We start from the raw sequence: 17,849 nt of genomic DNA, 5'->3' as shown, positions 1-17,849 counted from the left end.
ATTTAAATACTTTTATTAGTATTTTTATATTTATAAAAGTTTTATTTTATTTTTTAGATATATGAAAGAGGGTTTTATATGAGTGACAAAAAGAAATATGTAATTCGTAAATTTGGTCCTAAAACCGAAAGACGTGATTACTCAGTTACTAAAAAATCATTAGAATTAACTGATATTTTAAGCACAAGTAAAGAAAGTTTTGATAACTTCATGAAAAAAAGAATTCAAGAAATCTTACTTGATGTTTACCCAATTTCTACTGGTAGCGTAAAGTTAGACTATGTTAAAAACTCAGTAGATATTGAATACCCATTCAAAAAGATTACAAGTGAAACTGACGAAATTAATAAATGTAAAGCTAAAGGAATTAACTTTAGTTCAAAAATTTACATTCAACTTCAAAAAGAAAACACTTTAACAGGGGAACGTAAAACTGACAAAGTGTTATTAGGTGAAATTCCATACATGACATCAGGTGGAAGTTTCATTATTAACGGAAGTGAAAAAGTTATTGTAAGTCAGCTTGTTCGTTCACCAGGTGCATACTACGGGATTGGTGTACGTAACAAACAATCAGACGATCTTTTCAACAAATTAGAAATCTTACCTAGAATTGGATCATGACTTGAAGTTTCGCATAAAGTTACAACAAGTACATTAGATACAGTGAAAGTTAAAGTTGACAAAAACAAAAATATTCAACTCGGTACTTTCTTAGCTTCATTTGGATTTACTGAAAAACACATTAGAAAATTATTTGGTAAAAACGCTTTATTAGATGAAACACTTAAGAAAGATAAAATTTTAGAAAAGAATCATCAAGATAAAGATGATTTAGTAAACGAAGCACAAGAAGACATTTTTAGAAGTATTAGAAAAGGTGATCGTGATACAGTTGATGCTAAAAAATCATTATTACCAGGTATGTTATTCGACAGAAGAAGATACAACCTTTCTGAAACAGGTCGTTACATGCTTAACAATAAACTTTCATTAGTTGATCGTATTACAAATACTTTCCTAGCGCAAGATATTAAAAACAAATCAAATGAAGTTATTTTTGAAAAAGGAACTTTTATTGATTTTGAATTAGCTAAGAAAATTCAAGAAAGCTACAACTTAGGATTAGTTGCTACAGAAAAATTAGAAGACATTGATCCAGAACATGTTTATTACAAGTTATATAGAGCTGATTTAACTCAAAATAACCCTCAAAACTTATTCAACAATCCTGATTTAAGAAAAAGAATTAAGGTAATTAGAGTTAAAGTTTATCCAAACAAAAAATGAATGAATGATGAAACCAAAGAACCTGTTATCGTTATTGCTAATGATCCAAAGTCAGTTGAACATCATTTATTAATCTCTGATATTATTGCTGCGATTAGTTACTACTTCAACATTACAGATGGTGTAGGACAAGATGATGACCCAGATTCATTAGTTAACAAACGTATCGTTTCTGTTGGAGAATTAATCGAAGGTCAATTACAGTTAGCATTAACAAAATTAGAAAAAACAACAAAAGAACGTATTGGTGCTAAAGACGCTGATAAAGTTACAGCTAAAAACGTAACAAACAACAAATTAATTACAAACCAATTCAAGTCATTCTTTAACACATCAAAACTTTCACAGTTTATGGATCAAATTAACCCATTAGCTGAAGTTTCAAATAAACGTCGTGTTACATCTTTAGGACCTGGTGGTCTTAGCCGTGACACAGCGCAATTCGAAGTTCGTGACGTTCACTCAACACACTATGGAAGAATCTGTCCTATCGAAACTCCAGAGGGATTAAATATCGGTCTTATTCTTAACTTTGCTACATATGCAAAAGTTGATGATAAAGGATTTTTAAAAACTCCATATTACAAAGTTAATAACGGTGTTGTAGATTACAATGACGTACAATACTTAACAGCTTCTGAAGAATTTGGATACTCAATTGCTCAATCATCAGTACACGTTGATGAAAACAACAAAATTACAGACGAATTTTTAACAATTAGACGTAATTACACATATGAAAACGGTAGAAGTGAAGATGTAGACTTTATTGAAGTTTCATCAAAACAAATTGTTTCAGTTGCTGCTGCTGGTATTCCGTTTTTAGAAAACGATGATGCCAACCGTGCACTTATGGGTGCGAACATGCAACGTCAAGCAGTTCCACTATTACAAACAGAAGCTCCTTTAATCGCAACAGGTATTGAAGCTGATATTGCTAAATACTCATCATACAACTTAGTTGCTAAAAATGCTGGTACAGTTACATATGTAGATGGTTCAAGAATTCATGTTACAAGAAACGAAAGTACAGTTACAGACAAATATACATTAAGAAACTTCGAAAGAAGTAACCAAGGTACATTAATTCAACAAAGACCATTAGTAAGAATTGGTGATAAAGTTGAAGTTGGTGATATCTTAACAGATGGTTCATCATTCAAAGATGGTGAATTATCATTAGGTAAAAACGTTTTAGTTGGATTCACAACATGAAACGGATATAACTTCGAGGATGCTGTAATTATTAACGAAAGATTAGTTAAAAATGACGTTTATACATCAATCCACATCGAAGAACAAACAATTCAATTTAGAACTTCAAGAGCCGGAAATGACGAATTAACTAAAGATATTCCAAATGCTTCAAAATACTCATTAAGAAACTTAGATGAATTTGGTATTGTAAAAGTTGGTTCAGAAGTTTATCCAGGTGATGTTTTAGTTGGTCGTGTATCTCCTAAAGGTGAAGAAAACCCTTCACAAGAAGAAAAAATGCTTTATGCAATTTTAGGACAAAGATCACCTTCAACAAAAGATACATCATTAAAAGTTAAAAACGGACACAGTGGAACAATTATCCACGTTGAAATTCTTTCAAGAGAAAAAGGTGATGTTTTAGAAGAAGGAATTGAAAAAATTGTTAAAGTTTCAATTGCTCAAAAGCGTAAAATTAAAGTTGGTGATAAGATGGCTGGTCGTCACGGAAACAAAGGGGTTATCTCAATCGTTTTACCAGAAGAAGATATGCCATACTTAGAAGATGGAACACCACTTGACATTATGTTAAACCCTCAAGGGGTTCCTTCACGTATGAACATCGGACAAATTCTTGAGTTACACTTAGGTATGGCTGCAAGAAAATTAGGTGTTAAATTCGTATCTCCTTCATTTGATGGTGTTAAAAAGCCAGATATTGAAGCAGCTTTAGAGGAAGCTGGATTAGATAAAACAGGAAAACAAGTTCTTATCGACCCAATTACAGGTAGAAAGTTTGATAAACCAGTTTCAGTTGGTGTTATGTACATGCTTAAGCTTAACCACATGGTTGACGATAAGATGCATGCTCGTTCAGTTGGTCCATACTCATTAATTACACAACAACCACTTGGAGGTAAATCTCAAAACGGTGGTCAAAGATTTGGGGAAATGGAAACATGAGCTTTAGAATCATATGGAGCAACAAATGTATTACAAGAAATCTTAACTTACAAATCAGATGATATTGTTGGGCGTAATGCTTTATATAGTGCTTTAGTGTCAGGGAAAGAAATTCCTACACCAGGTACTCCAGAATCATTCAACGTTTTAAGTTATGAATTAAAAGGACTTGGTATGAAATTAGAAGCAAGTTATGACGATAATGAAGATTATCAAGTATTACAATTTGAATCAGGGGGTGAAGGTGAATAATTCAAACAACCGTAAAGATAAAGTTAAAAGAATTACGCTATCATTAGCAACTAGAGAAGATGTTAAAAGCTGATCTCATAGTGAAGTTAAAAAACCTGAAACAATTAACTATAAAACATATAAACCAGAAAAAGATGGTTTATTTGATGAATTAATTTTTGGACCTGTAATTGATTACAAGTGTCCTATTTGTGGTACAAAATACAAAAAAAGTGATGTTAACACAATTTGTTCAAAAACACAACAATGTAAAAAATACAACCCTGAAATTCTTCCAAAAATCACAAGAAGAAGCAGAATGGGTCACATTGAATTACACACACCAGTTGTACACTTTTGGTTCTTTAAAATTGATCACTCAGTTATTTCTAACCTTTTAGGTTTAAGAGTTGAAGATGGAACTGAAAAACAATCAGTAACAAAATCAGACTTAGAAAAACTTATTTACTATAAATCCCACATAGTTCTAGAAAGTGGTAACTTAAAATCTCTTAAAAAGAATACAATTATTGATATTAATGAAGCTGCAAACATTTATGAAGCTGCCTTAGAAGAATTACTAGCATTAAACATTGATGATGAAGAAGCATCAGAAAACATCTCTGAATCACTTTGAGAATTAAGAGAATATGCTAAATCACAAGATGGTAAAGACTTTGGTATTGACTTTTATCAATACAATGAAATTATTAAAGAATATTCAGATGCTAGAATCGGGACAGGTTCTGAAGCTATTGAATACTTATTAAAAAATATTGATTTAGAAAAAGAGCAACAACATGTTCAAGAACAAATCGATAAAATTAACTCAGAAATTAACAAACAACGTGATGTTTCAACTTCAAAAATTCAAACAAGGCAAAAACTTTACAAACGTTTAACAATCATTTCATCATTCATTCGTTCAGGTCAAAAACCGACAGATATGTTAATCTATGACTTACCAGTTATTCCTGCTGATTTAAGACCTCTTGTACAACTTGATGGTGGAAGACACTCAACAAGTGACGTTAACGAGTTATACCGTCGTATTATTATCAGAAACAACCGTTTAGCAAAATGAAACGAAACAGATGCTCCTATGCTTATTAAGCAAAATGAGTATCGTATGATTCAAGAAGCTGTTGATGCATTAATTGATAATGCAAGAAAAAAACCAACACCAGTTTCTTCAAGAGATAATCATCCTCTTAAATGTATTTCAGATGGACTTACAGGTAAAAAAGGACGTTTCCGTCAAAACCTTTTAGGGAAACGTGTTGACTACTCTGCACGTAGTGTTATTGTTGGTGGTCCATCATTGAAAATGTATGAAGTTGGAGTACCTCGTGATATTGCAGCTAAATTATTTGAACCATGAATTATCAAAGAATTAATCGCAAATGAAGAAGGTATTACAAGTATTAAAACAGCTAAAAAGCTCATTGAAAACTTAGATCCAAGAATCTGACCGTATGTAGAAAAAGCTATTGAAGGACGTCCAGTTCTATTAAACCGTGCTCCTACATTACACCGTTTATCAATTCAAGCTTTCCAACCGGTTTTAATTCGTGCTAAAGCTATTAAATTACACCCACTTGTAACAACAGCATTTAACGCTGACTTCGATGGGGACCAAATGGCTATCCACGTTCCAATTTCAGAAAAAGCAGTTCGTGAAGCACAAGAATTAATGCTTGCTTCTAAAAACATTTTAGGTCCTAAAGATGGAGAACCTATTATCAACCCATCTCAAGATATTATCTTAGGACTTTACTACTTAACAATCGAAAAGACAGGTGAAAAAGCACTTGGCGAAGGAAACTACTACTCAAGCTTAGATGAATTACTTTTAGCTTATGAAAGAGGAAAAGTTTCATTACACAGTAGAGTTGTTTTACCTATTAAAGCAATTAATAAACCAAAATTATTAGAACAAACTAATAAACCATATATTTTCTCAACAGTTGGTAAATTCTTATTAAATAGCATGTTACCAACAGAGTTTGAATTTGTGTTTGGTAAATATGTTGAAAAACACTACTCACAAAAACCGAATGGAGAAACAAAAGTTACAGAAAAAGAAGTTATCCATACATCTAGAAATGATTTAGATAGATATACATTAGGATATGGAGAAAACTTCCGTGAAGAAATTCAAAAACTTGATTTAAACTTAGCTTTATCTAAAAAAGATATCGCAAGAATCATTAGAAAAATTTACGAAGATTATGTTGCAGTTATCACAATTGAAGATATTGCAAGCATCTTAAACAATGTAAATAAATTTAACTATAAAGAACAATTAGAAAACCTTGAAGCATTAATTGATTACAAAGGTGATAAAATTCCTTCTTCACATGCAAAATTAATTAACCAATTCATTATTGATGAATTTGAAAAAATTAGTTTCACATATAAACCGCTTGAATCACAAAAAGATTCAGCAGATTGAACAATAAACGAATATACAAAAGGACTTGAAAGAGTTTGATTCAAATATTCTAACTATGTTTCAGAAATCTTAGATAAAATTAAAGACTTAGGATTTAAATATTCAACAGTTTCAGGAACAACAATCTCAATGAGTGATGTGAAAACTCTTGATTCAACAAAAGAACACATTCAAGAAGGTGAACAATACATCAATCAATTAAAAGAATTCTTCGAATATGGATATTTAACAGATGATGAACGTTATAAATTAACAATTGAAAAATGAGCTAAAGTTAAAGATAAAATCGAAAAATCACTTAAAGAAGTTACTAAATCAGACCTTGATAACCCATTATTCATGATGATGACATCAGGTGCTCGTGGTAATGCATCTAACTTTACTCAGTTAGCTGGTATGCGTGGATTAATGAGTAACAACACAAAGGTTCTTAAGGCCGACGCTGAAAACGACCGTGTGGTACGTTCAACTATTGAAATTCCAGTTAAATCATCATTCCTTGGCGGACTTAGTTCATACGAATTCTATTCATCAACCCACGGGGCTCGTAAAGGACTTACAGATACTGCTCTTAACACTGCTAAGTCAGGATACTTAACACGTAGATTAGTTGACGTTGCACAAAGTATTGTTGTTAGAGAAGCAGATTGTGGATCAGACTTTGGATTTGTTGTTAAAGCAATTAAAGACACTAAAACAGATACAATTATTGAAACCTTATACGAAAGAATTGAAGGTAGATATACAAATAAAGCAATTTATGACAATAATGGTGAATTAGTTATTGCTGAAAATGAATTAATTACTCCAGAAATTGCAAACAAAATTGTTAACGATTTAAAACTTGAACAAGTAGAAATTCGTTCAGTATTATCATGTCATACTAAAAATGGAGTATGTAAGATTTGCTACGGTAAAGACCTTGCTTCAAACCGTGTAGTTAACATCGGTGAAGCTGTTGGTATTGTTGCTGCTCAATCAATCGGAGAACCTGGAACTCAGCTTACTATGCGTACATTCCATACAGGAGGGGTTGCTGGTGTTGAAGATATTACAGGTGGATTTGGTAGATTAATCGAACTTATCGATGCCTATGATAACCCTTGAGGTAAACCAGCTGAAATTTCAAAAGTACATGGAATCATTAAATCAATCGATCAAGTTGTAAATAAAGACACAGGTAAATTCACAGACTTTATCGATGTAGCAATTGCAACAAAAGATGAATTTGGTGCTGAAGTCGTTGAAATTGTAACAGGTAGAGCTTCACAAAGATTACGTGTTAAAGTTGGAGACAATGTTATCCCTGGACAAAAAATCTTTGAAGGTCCAATTGTATTAAATCAATTATTAAATGCAACAGATGCAAGAACAGTACAAAATTACTTATTAAAAGAAATTCAAAGATTATACCGTTTACAAGGTATTACAATCGCTGATAAATATATCGAAATTATTATTTCACAAATGCTTTCAAAAATCTTAATTATTGACCCAGGAGATTCTAAATTCTTCAGCGGAGCCTTAGTTGATACATTTGTTTACCAAACAGAAAATGCTAAATTATTAGCAGCAGGTAAAAAACCAGCTTATGGAAAAGTTAAGATCTCAGGAGCTAAACAAATTCCTTTACTTTCAAGTTCATTCCTTGCTGCTGCTTCATTCCAAGAAACAGCTAAAATTCTTGTAAATTCATCTGTTGGTCAAAGAGTTGACCAATTAGAAGGGTTAAAAGAAAACATTATTTTAGGTCAAAAAATTCCAGCAGGAACAAACTCAGATTTTGAAGAAAAAGGAAAATACGATATTCGTGGATTTAAAACATACTTCCCAGATAAATTTGACCCAAGTCAAGAAGAACTTTTAGATGAAAACTCATTTGATGATGAAGACTTTTCAGCAGAAGAAATCATAGAAGAAACATATACAGAAGATCAATTTGATCACACAGATGATTACTCAGACTTCTATGAATTTGAAGAAGATATGTAATAATTCAAACAAAAAGCACCTTATGGTGCTTTTTTATTTTTTGCGTAAGATTTCAAATTGTTTAGGGAAATTGCTTAAAACATTTTTAACACTATGAGGTCTAAAGTCAATTTTATTAATCTCATCAAGCGTTAATCATTCAAAATAAAGTTCACGATTATTTTCAAAAATACTAAATTTATCTTTACTTATTTCTTGACTTAAAGCAATTTTTATTTCAAAATAAAAACACAATTCATGAACATTTGTATTAGAAAAATTAGAAAAGTAAAATACTTCATCAACAAACAATTCTTTAACATCTAATACATCAATATTTAGTTCTTCTTTAATTTCCCTTTTCACCGTATCAAAGACAGATTCACCGAATTCAACTTTACCACCTGGTAAGTAGCGATATGAATCAGGTGAATCATAAGCGACTAGTATTTTATCACCATTTTTAATAATGCATCCAACACGCATCTTAAAAGTATTATTATTCTTTGTAAAAAAAACATCCATTATTATTACCACCTTAAAATAATAAAAAAAGACCACCTGACACAACACTTCTTCATATGGCTGCTATATCTCTATCCTGACCAAGTTAGTAGGTTATTGTTCTGATGGCTTTCTTATTATAATATTTTTTAAAATTTTAAAAAGTATTTATGTAATTTAATTTTACGAAATTTCCGTAAGAAAACATAAAACTAAAATAAACATCCATTTCGTTGTATAATTATATTGATATATGTATGTGTATAATTGATTTATAGCAATATATATTATTAATATTATTTATGGCTATTATACACGCATAAACATAATTTTTATTTATTAAAAAAGAAAGGAGCCAGAATGAAACATACTAGTGGAAATAAAGGCAATGCAAACGCAAACCACAAGGCAAACCAAAGCAATGCAAACAAAGGCACAAGCGGTCAAAACAAAGCATATTCACACGTACATGGAAACCGAGGTTCGCAAATGAACCCAAATAATAAAAAATAGTCTCTAAATAATTTTGATAACAACTATATATATATATATATATATATCTGAACCAAACTCTCTTAATAAGTTAGTTTGGTAATACAAAAATCTTGATTATTAAACTTTATGTTTTAATCAGGATTTTTTTGTTCCTTTTTTTAACACTCAAAAGAAATGAATAATATAAATTATGAATTATTATATAATATATAAATATATTATATATTTAGGAGTCATTATGAAAAGATTTGTTAGCGGAATTAAACCGACAGGAGAATTAACTCTTGGTAATTATATTGGTGCAATAAAAAACTTTATTAAAATGCAAAATGATTATGAATCATATATTTTTGTTGCAGACTTACATGCCTTAACAACTGGTTCAGTTGATCCTAAAGAACTAAAAAAACAAAGAGAATCAATTGTTGCGTTATATGTATCATGTGGTCTTGATTATACTAAAAGTGCAATATTTTATCAGTCACAAATCTTTGAACACTCTGTAATGCAATGACTTTGTACATCAGAAACCACACTTGGTGAATTAAAAAGAATGACGCAATTCAAAGATAAATCATCAAAATTAAAACAATCAAATGGAACAGAAAAAATTCCTACAGGACTTTTAATGTACCCTACTTTAATGGCAGGAGATATCTTGTTATATAACCCAGATGTTGTACCGGTTGGAGAAGATCAAACGCAACACTTAGAGTTAGCAAGGAACATTGCTGAAAGATTTAACAAAAACTATAAAGCAAACTTTAAGATACCTCAAGGGCTTGTAGCTAAAGTTGGTTCAAAAATTAAATCGCTAACTGACCCAACTGTTAAAATGTCTAAAAGCGAAAAAAGTTCTAAGTCAACTATTTACCTTTTAGAAGACCCACAACAAGCATACAATAAGATTTTAAAAGCAGTAACTGATTCAGAAAATAAAGTTTATATTTCTGATGAAAAACCAGGGATCTTGAACTTATTAAATATTTACGCTTCATTAACTGATTTAACTTTAGAAGAAGCAGCTGATAAATTTAAAGATGCAAATTATAAAGAATTCAAAGAAGCAGTTGCCTTAGAAGTTAAAAACTTATTAATTGATATTCAAAGCAAATATAATGATGCTTTAACCAAAGTTAACGAGATTGTTAAGATTGGTGTTGAAAAAGCAAATCAAATAGCAAAACCTATTTTAAATAATTTACAAATAAAAATGGGATTATATGGAGAAGAAAAACATGAAAGCAAATAAATTACTTAATCATACAACTTCACACCTTTTAGGTGCTGCAGTTGAAAAATTATATCCAAATGTTAAATTAGGATTTGGGCCTGCAACAGATGAAGGTTTTTACTATGACTTTGAATTTGAAAGTCCGTTAAGTGATACTGAATTATCAAAAATTGAAAAATTAATGAAAAAACTTGCTTCAAGAAATTTAGTTATGACTCAAGTTTCTGAAGACACATATTCATTTGAAAACAAACCATACAAAAAAGAGTTATATGATGAATTAAAAGCTCAAGGTAAAGAAATTACTTTCTATTCATTAATTGATCCATTAAGTAAAGAAGTTATCTTTACAGACCTTTGTGCTGGTGGTCATGTACATGACACAAAAAATATTAAAAACTTCAAACTTTTACATTTAGCAGGAGCATATTGAAGAGGAAACTCAGATAATATCCAATTAACAAGAATTTATGGAACAAGTTGAGAAACAACAGATGAACTAAATGAATTTTTAGCTATTTTAAAAGACCGTAAAGAAAGAGATCACAGAAAAATCGGTAAAGAAATGAAATTATTTACCTTCAATAAATTAGGTGGTCAAGGTTTACCTTTTTGATTAGAAGATGGTATGTATATTCACAATGAAATTAAAAACTTAGTTTTAAAAATGGACCGTAAATACGGGTTTACAGAAGTTTTAACTCCACACTTTGGAGAAGAAGAACTTTACAGAACATCAGGACACTTAGCACACTATCAAGATGATATGTTTAAACCTATTGTTGTTGAAAACGAAAGACTAATCCCTCGCCCAATGACTTGTCCACACCACATTTTATGTTATAACACAGAAAAACGTTCATACCGTGATTTACCAATTAGATACTCAGAGCAATCACAACTTTATAGATATGAAAAATCAGGTGCTTTAACTGGTTTAGAACGTGTTAGAGGTATGCTGTTAACAGAAGGTCACTTATTTGTTAGAAAAGACCAAATTGCTCAAGAGTTTAAATCAATGTATAAACTTATAAAAGAAACTCTAGAGGCATTCAAAATTAAAATAAGCTATGTTTCATTATCATTGCGTGATCCTGAAAACAAAGAAAAATACTATAATGATGACAAAATGTGAAATGAAGCCGAAGATGAGTTGAGAAAAGTTCTTAATGAACTTGGGGTAGAATACGAAGAAAAAGTAGGTGAAGCTGCGTTTTACGGGCCTAAAATGGATATTCAAATTTTTACAGCTTTAGGTCACGAAATAACAGTTTCAACATTACAACTTGACTTTTTATTACCTCAAAAGTTCAATATGACTTTCACTAATAAGAACAATGAAGACGAAAGACCAGTTTTAATTCACAGAGGTTTAGTAGGAACATACGAAAGATTTGTTGCTATTTTAATTGAACAAACTAAGGGTGTTTTACCATTTTGATTAGCACCAAAGCAAATTACAGTTATCCCTGCAACAAATAACGATGACGATATTGAATATGCTAAGGAAATAAATCAAAAACTTTTTGAATTAGAGTTTAGATCAAAAGTTGATTTAAGAGAAGAAAGATTAAGCAAGAAAATACGTGAAGCACAAATTTCTAAATCAAAAATACAATTAATTTTAGGTGAAAAAGAAAGATTATCAAAAACTATTTCATACCGTGAATATGGTAAAGAAGAAACTATTACATTGAGTGTTGAAAGTTTTATTGATTTTATTTCAAAGCTTAAATCATCAAAAGAATAATGTTTAATAAACCTGTTTACCAAAAAAATATTTTAGAAAAAATCTTTTTTATATTACTTAGTTTATCTTCTCTGGGAATGCTTTTGTTAAGTGATAAAGTAATTCAATGAAAATTCTTTTTAGACACAAATTGAGAACTTTCTATTACATGGAGAATAATATCTAGTTTTATATTCACAACTATTTTTAGTTTATTAGCTTTGTTTTTAGTTTTAACAAATAATTTAAGGTTAATTTATTTACAAATTGTAGCCTTTATAATTGCTATTGTTATTACTATTTTTTGGATCCCAACTTATGTAATTGATTCAAATTCAAGTTCAAATGAAGAAATATTAAAATGGACTTGGTATAAATATGATATTATTCCGGTTTTTGTTATTTATTTAATTTTTTATGCACTAACAAAAGCTTTTTCTAAAGAAATTTATATCAATAAAGTAAGAAAACTTATTTCCAAAAAGTCTTAATTCCGGTGGTTTCCGGAATTTTTTTACTCTCACAGAATTCTGTGAGAGTACTAATTTTTAGTAAAAAAATGTATAAGATTTTATTAAATTTATTCAATATTAAATATATAGAAAAAAAGGAGAATCATGATTGATAAAGAAAAAAATGAAAAACTTATAAAAAACATTAATCATTTAAAAAACAAACCGCTTTAGACTGGAAAAATCATTCGAACACTTCCAAATGATTTTTCCAGACCTAATGATTGATGTTTTTTTATTTAAAATTAGTGTTGCACTTGACTTTGCATTTTGGGATAACAACCTTTTTTGGTCGTTACTTTTTTGCTTGTTATCTATAAAAGTAATCCGAAAGAAATAATATATAATTATATTTGAGGTGAAAATGAAAATAAAAGAAAAAGATTTTTTTATATTTTTTAATATAGCATTTTTAGCTATTTTGTTAAGTTTATTAATAATGATACCTTTATATGTTAATTGGGCGCATAACTATAATTTGCAATTTACTGAAAACACGCCTGAGGCATTAAAATCAAGAATAAGTGCAAGTTGATCTTATTTAATTTCTTTTTTATTAATTTATGTTTCGTTATTTCTTGTTTGAATAACACAAGTATTTATTCTTCTAAGAAATAAAAATGGAATTTTAAAAAGTTTATTTCCTATCTTGTTTTGAAAGAAGAATAATATTATTTTACACAATGAAGATAAAGTAAAAGAAAGAAACAATTTAATACTTATTTTAATTATCTTTTCTTTGTCTATTATAGCTATTTCACTAAGTATTTCATTTAATTTTGTTCCTCTAGCTTTTTTTGTTTATTTTTCATTTTTCATTGTCATAGGTATTCAATATTTTTATTGTTGATTCAAATTTATTAATATCTTAAGAAGAAAATAATTATAAAAAATATAAGGTTTCATGATATTTTTGCTGAATTGCAAAATCAAATGCAACAATATAATTAAAAAATCCCCCGATCCGAATTCAAAAAAACTTAACCGTTTTTAAGGTTCGAATGGGAGGGATTTTATTATTATTTTACTATTATACTGCTGCACTTGACTTTGTAATTCAGTGAAAAGAAATAAAGTAGCAATTTATGTATTGAATAAAATCTAGGTCATTATAATTATTCGTATTTTTTGTTCGTGAAACAAAAAATAAAGTATACAAACTAGTAATTAAAGTACAAATAAAGAATTAAGTTATTTTTTAATCGTAATTAGCATCAATAACTATTTGTATAAAATGGTACAATTTAAATAAGTAAATAAATAAGGGGGAATAGTGACTTTACTTGATAAGTTTAAAGGTTTAATTGATGAAATTTCATCAAAAGAATTAAACCAAGACCAAAAAGATTTAGCTATAAAAATTTTAGAAAAATTCGAAGATAAAGATTTAGAATATGTTTTTCAATTTATAGCACAAAGAATAAAAACTGGATTTAGATTTGATTCAGCACCTGAATCAAATTCTCAAACTATTGCATTATTAGAAAAAGATGACAGTCTTAGTTTTGTTTTAGATGAAAACAAAACAAAAGAAAATACTTTAATAATAGGAGAGAACTATGATGCACTAAAGAACTTATTGCTCATAGAGAGAGAGAGAGAGAGAGCTGGCGCGCCAGCTAAGTACGATTTAATCTATATTGATCCTCCTTACAATACAGAAGCAACAAAAAATGATGGAAATTCCATTGCAAACGATAAAGAAAATGTTCAAGCAACGAAATTTGTTTATAGAGACAAATATTCTCGAAATGGTTGATTAAATTTCATGAATGAACGTTTAAAACTAGCTAAAGAACTCCTCAAAGATGATGGAGTAATTTTTGTATCAATTGATGATGCGGAACAAGCTTATTTAAAAGTTTTAATGGATGAAATTTTTGGTGAAGAGAATTTTGTGGCTAGTGTTCCAAGAATAACAACACCACATAGAGCAGCGCAAGAAGTATATGTTAATACAAACCATGATTATATTTTGATTTTTGTTTTAAATAAAAATAGAAGTAAATTTAACAAAATCGTTTCGAAAGAGCTCAATAAAAAAATTCTTAAAGATTCTAATGGTAGAGAATATTTCGAAAATGATACGTCATCTATACTGGCCTCAAAAGGACAAGGTTATATTGAATCATTAGATTATGATATAAAGATAGACAACCATATTTTTAAACCGATTTTATCAGATGGTACTAGATGAAGATGATTGTGAAATAAAGAAAGATTTGAATCTGCAATTAAATTGGGAATACTAAAAATTAACAAAGAAAAAAATTCTGTTAGAAAACAAAATTATCTTAACTATATTTTTGAAGAAAAAAGTAATAGTTTAATTCAAGTCAACAATTATAATATGATAATGAATACATTAGAATTTTCTAATAATAATTCTTTTTCTAATGTGAATGGAACAAAAGTACTAAGTGAGTTTAGAATAAATTTTTCATACCCTAAACCTCACGAACTTATAAAAACATTGATCAAACTTAAGTTAGATAATAAAAACGTTAAAGTTTTAGACTTCTTTGCTGGTTCTGGAACAACGGGTCACGCTGTTTTAGAACTTAACAAAGAAGATGGTGGAAATAGAACTTTCACATTAGTCACAAACAACGAAAACAACATTGGTATAGATGTAAATTATGAAAGACTTTACAGAATAAATCATGGGATAGGATCAAAAGGAGAAACTTTTGAGTGAACTAACAAAAACGAACCATATAAATCTAATTTAAATGTTTATAACATAAAATATTATGATATTAGTTTATTTAATAATATTGATGTTAAAGAAATTGTAAAAGAATTAATTAAATTATTAAAAGATTTTGGAGTTAATTCACTTAGTGAAGAAAGTGAAAAAGATTATACTAATTTATTAAATTCATTATTATCATTAAAACCACAATTAAAGGAAAATAATGAATCTAACTAATTCTCAATCTCGTGTAATTAATGCTTTGGTTAATAAAACACTCAATAGTATAGAATCAAATATTCCTGATGCAACATATTTTAAGGCGCCAACAGGTTCTGGTAAAACTTTTATGATGCTTAATTATGTTGACCAATTAATTGAATGAAGTAAATTAGAGAGTGACCAAAAACTTGTTTTTGTAATAGTTACCTTATCAAGTGCTGAATTACCAAAACAAATGGAAGAGAGTTTTAAAAGTTATAAAGAATATCTTTTGAACAAGGATATTCAAATCGAAAGAATTGAAAGTCCATCAAATGTAGCCAAAAATTCTAAAATAGAAAAAAATTATCAATTTTTTGCTAAAGAAAATCATTTATACATAATGGGTGGAGCTTCCTTTAGAAAACACTCTATTTTATCAGAACAAGGATCAATAGAATCTTTTTTAGGAGAAATTAGATTAAACGGATATAAACTAATTTACATTCGTGATGAAGCACATATTGGTGCCGAAGTTAAAAAAACTAATCATTATGAAAAGAATTTTGAAGAAAAAATGCAAAATTCTGCTCATTTTATTGTTAAAATGACTGCAACACCAAAAACCGACCATGATTTAATTGAATTAACTGAAGATGAATTGTTTAATGATAGAGTTCAGTTGTTAAAAAACAAGAAATATTACAACAAGAATATTAAAGACGGTAGTTTATTAGATAATGAAGTTATTTTACAAAAAGCATGTGAAGAATTTAAAATAATAAAAGAAAAATATAATGATAATATTAATGAACCTGGATTAGTTGGAATTAACCCTGCTATGCTTATTCAAGTTGATAATGATAGCTCTGATAAGGAAAAAAGTTTAATTTTTGACCAAAACATTGATTTAATTATAAAAACATTAGAAAAAAATAATTTATCATGAGTAAAATATTTTGATCAAAGTAACAAAGATAGTAATTTAAGACATAAAGCAAATTATTCACTAAGAGATATTTCCAAAGATTCATCACCAGTTGATGTAATTATTTTTAAAGTAGGTCCAGCTACAGGGTGAAATATCCCTAGAGCATGTATGTTAGTGCAACTAAGACATGTTTCATCAAGTAATTTAAGCATTCAAACAATTGGAAGAATTAAAAGAAATCCATTTCCTGGATTTGATTTCCATGAAACATCTGTTGCAAAAAATTATTATTTATATAGCAATGTGAATATTAAAGAAGAATCTTCAAAATCTTTTATTCTAAAAGATAAATTTATTTCTGAGGAATTTGTTTCAGGAAGTATTGAATTAAAATATAAAAACAAACTAATTGACGAAGAAATTTATAGTAATGAAATTATAAAAGAACTCCAAAATAAAAATCATTTTAATAACGAAGTTTTTATTCAAAAAAGTCTTTCAATTAAAAATGAATTTAATGAAAATGGATTTATCATAAGCGAATCTAAAGCATATGGTAAAAGCTTATTTGTAAGTAGTAAAATTTATAATCTACTTGAACTTGAAATTTACAATAAAAAATTATTTTATCAATTTAAGAAATACCTAACTAATAGAATATTAGAATTTGTTTGAAACTTTTATGAAATGAATCTTAAAAAAGAAATCAACAAACATATATTTTGGTTTATTTTCATTAAAAGATTCGGCGATCTATTGAAAAAAACATATAATGATCAATTTGAAAAAGAAATACTAGATAATTCAATTATTTATAAACTAGATGAAAATAATCTTTTGCCAACTTACATGAATGAATATGGAAGTAGTGAAAGCAAAATAAACTCAAATAACGAATTTGCATACAGAGATAATTTATCAGAAGAAATTGAATTTAGATTAGATTCAAATTCGGAAAAATTATTCGTTAAAGAACTGAAAACCGTCATCAGGAATAACAAAAATGTAAAAGTTTGATCAAAAAATCCAGTTAATAATGGAGTCAATTTCCAATATATAACTAGTGAACTAGAAGTGGCTAACTCATATCCGGACTTTTTAATAAAAAGTAATGATCACTTTGTCTATCTAGAAATCAAAACTTATAATAACGATATAGACGAAGATAAAACTAAAAAACTTTATCAAGAGTATTTAAATTACATAAAACAAAACAAGAATAATAATATTAAATTAACTCTTTGTATTTGTTTAGTTGAACAAAAAAATGACGAAGCTAATTTCTATTTTGCAGGCGCAAGTACAATAACTTCTCTAAATGAAAAGTTACAAGAAACTAAAAGTATTTCTGCAAAATTACACGATAAAATTAAAAGTGATTACTATTTTTCATTGAATGAAATATTGAGTTGAAATAAATAAAAAGCACAATTTAGTGCTT

The 17,849-nt window shown here is 28.5% G+C and carries 10 protein-coding genes and 1 other RNA gene; 9 read left to right on the top strand and 2 right to left on the bottom strand.

Annotation, left to right across the window (positions count from 1 at the left end; translation table 4 throughout):
• Nucleotides 1-78 precede the first annotated feature (78 nt).
• Nucleotides 79-3,702: a DNA-directed RNA polymerase subunit beta gene (gene rpoB, locus D2846_RS02280; RefSeq protein WP_117275432.1), complete on the top strand. Its 3,624-nt coding sequence runs from the start codon at nucleotides 79-81 to the stop codon at nucleotides 3,700-3,702.
• Nucleotides 3,695-8,128, top strand: coding sequence for a DNA-directed RNA polymerase subunit beta' (locus D2846_RS02275; protein ID WP_117275431.1), 4,434 nt, complete (start codon nucleotides 3,695-3,697; stop codon nucleotides 8,126-8,128). The genes rpoB and D2846_RS02275 overlap by 8 nt, the downstream gene beginning before the upstream one ends.
• Before the next feature lie 33 nt (nucleotides 8,129-8,161).
• Here the strand turns inward: D2846_RS02275 and D2846_RS02270 are convergent, their stop codons facing one another.
• On the bottom strand, nucleotides 8,162-8,632 hold the full coding sequence (locus D2846_RS02270) for an NUDIX hydrolase (RefSeq protein WP_117275430.1): 471 nt from the start codon (nucleotides 8,630-8,632) through the stop codon (nucleotides 8,162-8,164).
• A gap of 19 nt (nucleotides 8,633-8,651) precedes the next feature.
• Nucleotides 8,652-8,748, bottom strand: an RNA gene (gene ffs / locus D2846_RS02265) — signal recognition particle sRNA small type.
• A gap of 223 nt (nucleotides 8,749-8,971) precedes the next feature.
• Between ffs and D2846_RS03540 the strand changes: the two genes are divergently transcribed.
• The 7 genes from D2846_RS03540 to D2846_RS02235 all read left to right on the top strand — a co-directional run bounded on the left by D2846_RS03540 (nucleotide 8,972) and on the right by D2846_RS02235 (nucleotide 17,830).
• Complete coding sequence (locus D2846_RS03540; RefSeq protein ID WP_170128423.1) at nucleotides 8,972-9,124, top strand: hypothetical protein; 153 nt, start codon at nucleotides 8,972-8,974, stop codon at nucleotides 9,122-9,124.
• A 220-nt stretch (nucleotides 9,125-9,344) separates the two neighbouring features.
• Entirely contained in the window at nucleotides 9,345-10,358 is a 1,014-nt protein-coding gene (gene trpS, locus D2846_RS02260) for a tryptophan--tRNA ligase (protein ID WP_117275428.1), read from the top strand.
• Nucleotides 10,345-12,090, top strand: a complete 1,746-nt coding sequence (gene thrS / locus D2846_RS02255; protein ID WP_117275427.1) for a threonine--tRNA ligase — start codon at nucleotides 10,345-10,347, stop codon at nucleotides 12,088-12,090. Before trpS ends, thrS begins: the two co-directional genes overlap by 14 nt.
• The gene (locus D2846_RS02250) at nucleotides 12,090-12,560 is read left to right on the top strand and encodes a hypothetical protein (RefSeq protein WP_117275426.1); all 471 of its coding nucleotides are present in this window, start codon (nucleotides 12,090-12,092) and stop codon (nucleotides 12,558-12,560) included. The genes thrS and D2846_RS02250 overlap by 1 nt, the downstream gene beginning before the upstream one ends.
• Nucleotides 12,561-12,945: 385 nt before the next feature.
• Entirely contained in the window at nucleotides 12,946-13,464 is a 519-nt protein-coding gene (locus D2846_RS02245) for a hypothetical protein (RefSeq protein WP_117275425.1), read from the top strand.
• A 387-nt stretch (nucleotides 13,465-13,851) separates the two neighbouring features.
• Complete coding sequence (locus D2846_RS02240; RefSeq protein WP_170128431.1) at nucleotides 13,852-15,513, top strand: site-specific DNA-methyltransferase; 1,662 nt, start codon at nucleotides 13,852-13,854, stop codon at nucleotides 15,511-15,513.
• Complete coding sequence (locus D2846_RS02235) at nucleotides 15,500-17,830, top strand: DEAD/DEAH box helicase family protein (RefSeq protein ID WP_117275424.1); 2,331 nt, start codon at nucleotides 15,500-15,502, stop codon at nucleotides 17,828-17,830. Before D2846_RS02240 ends, D2846_RS02235 begins: the two co-directional genes overlap by 14 nt.
• Nucleotides 17,831-17,849: the final 19 nt, after the last annotated feature.

This window comes from Mycoplasmopsis edwardii, from assembly GCF_900476105.1.
GTDB classification, from domain to species: Bacteria; Bacillota_I; Bacilli_A; order Mycoplasmatales; family Metamycoplasmataceae; genus Mycoplasmopsis; species Mycoplasmopsis edwardii.
The sequence above is the reverse complement of the archived record's forward strand: the minus strand, read 5'-3'. Positions and strand labels throughout refer to the sequence as shown.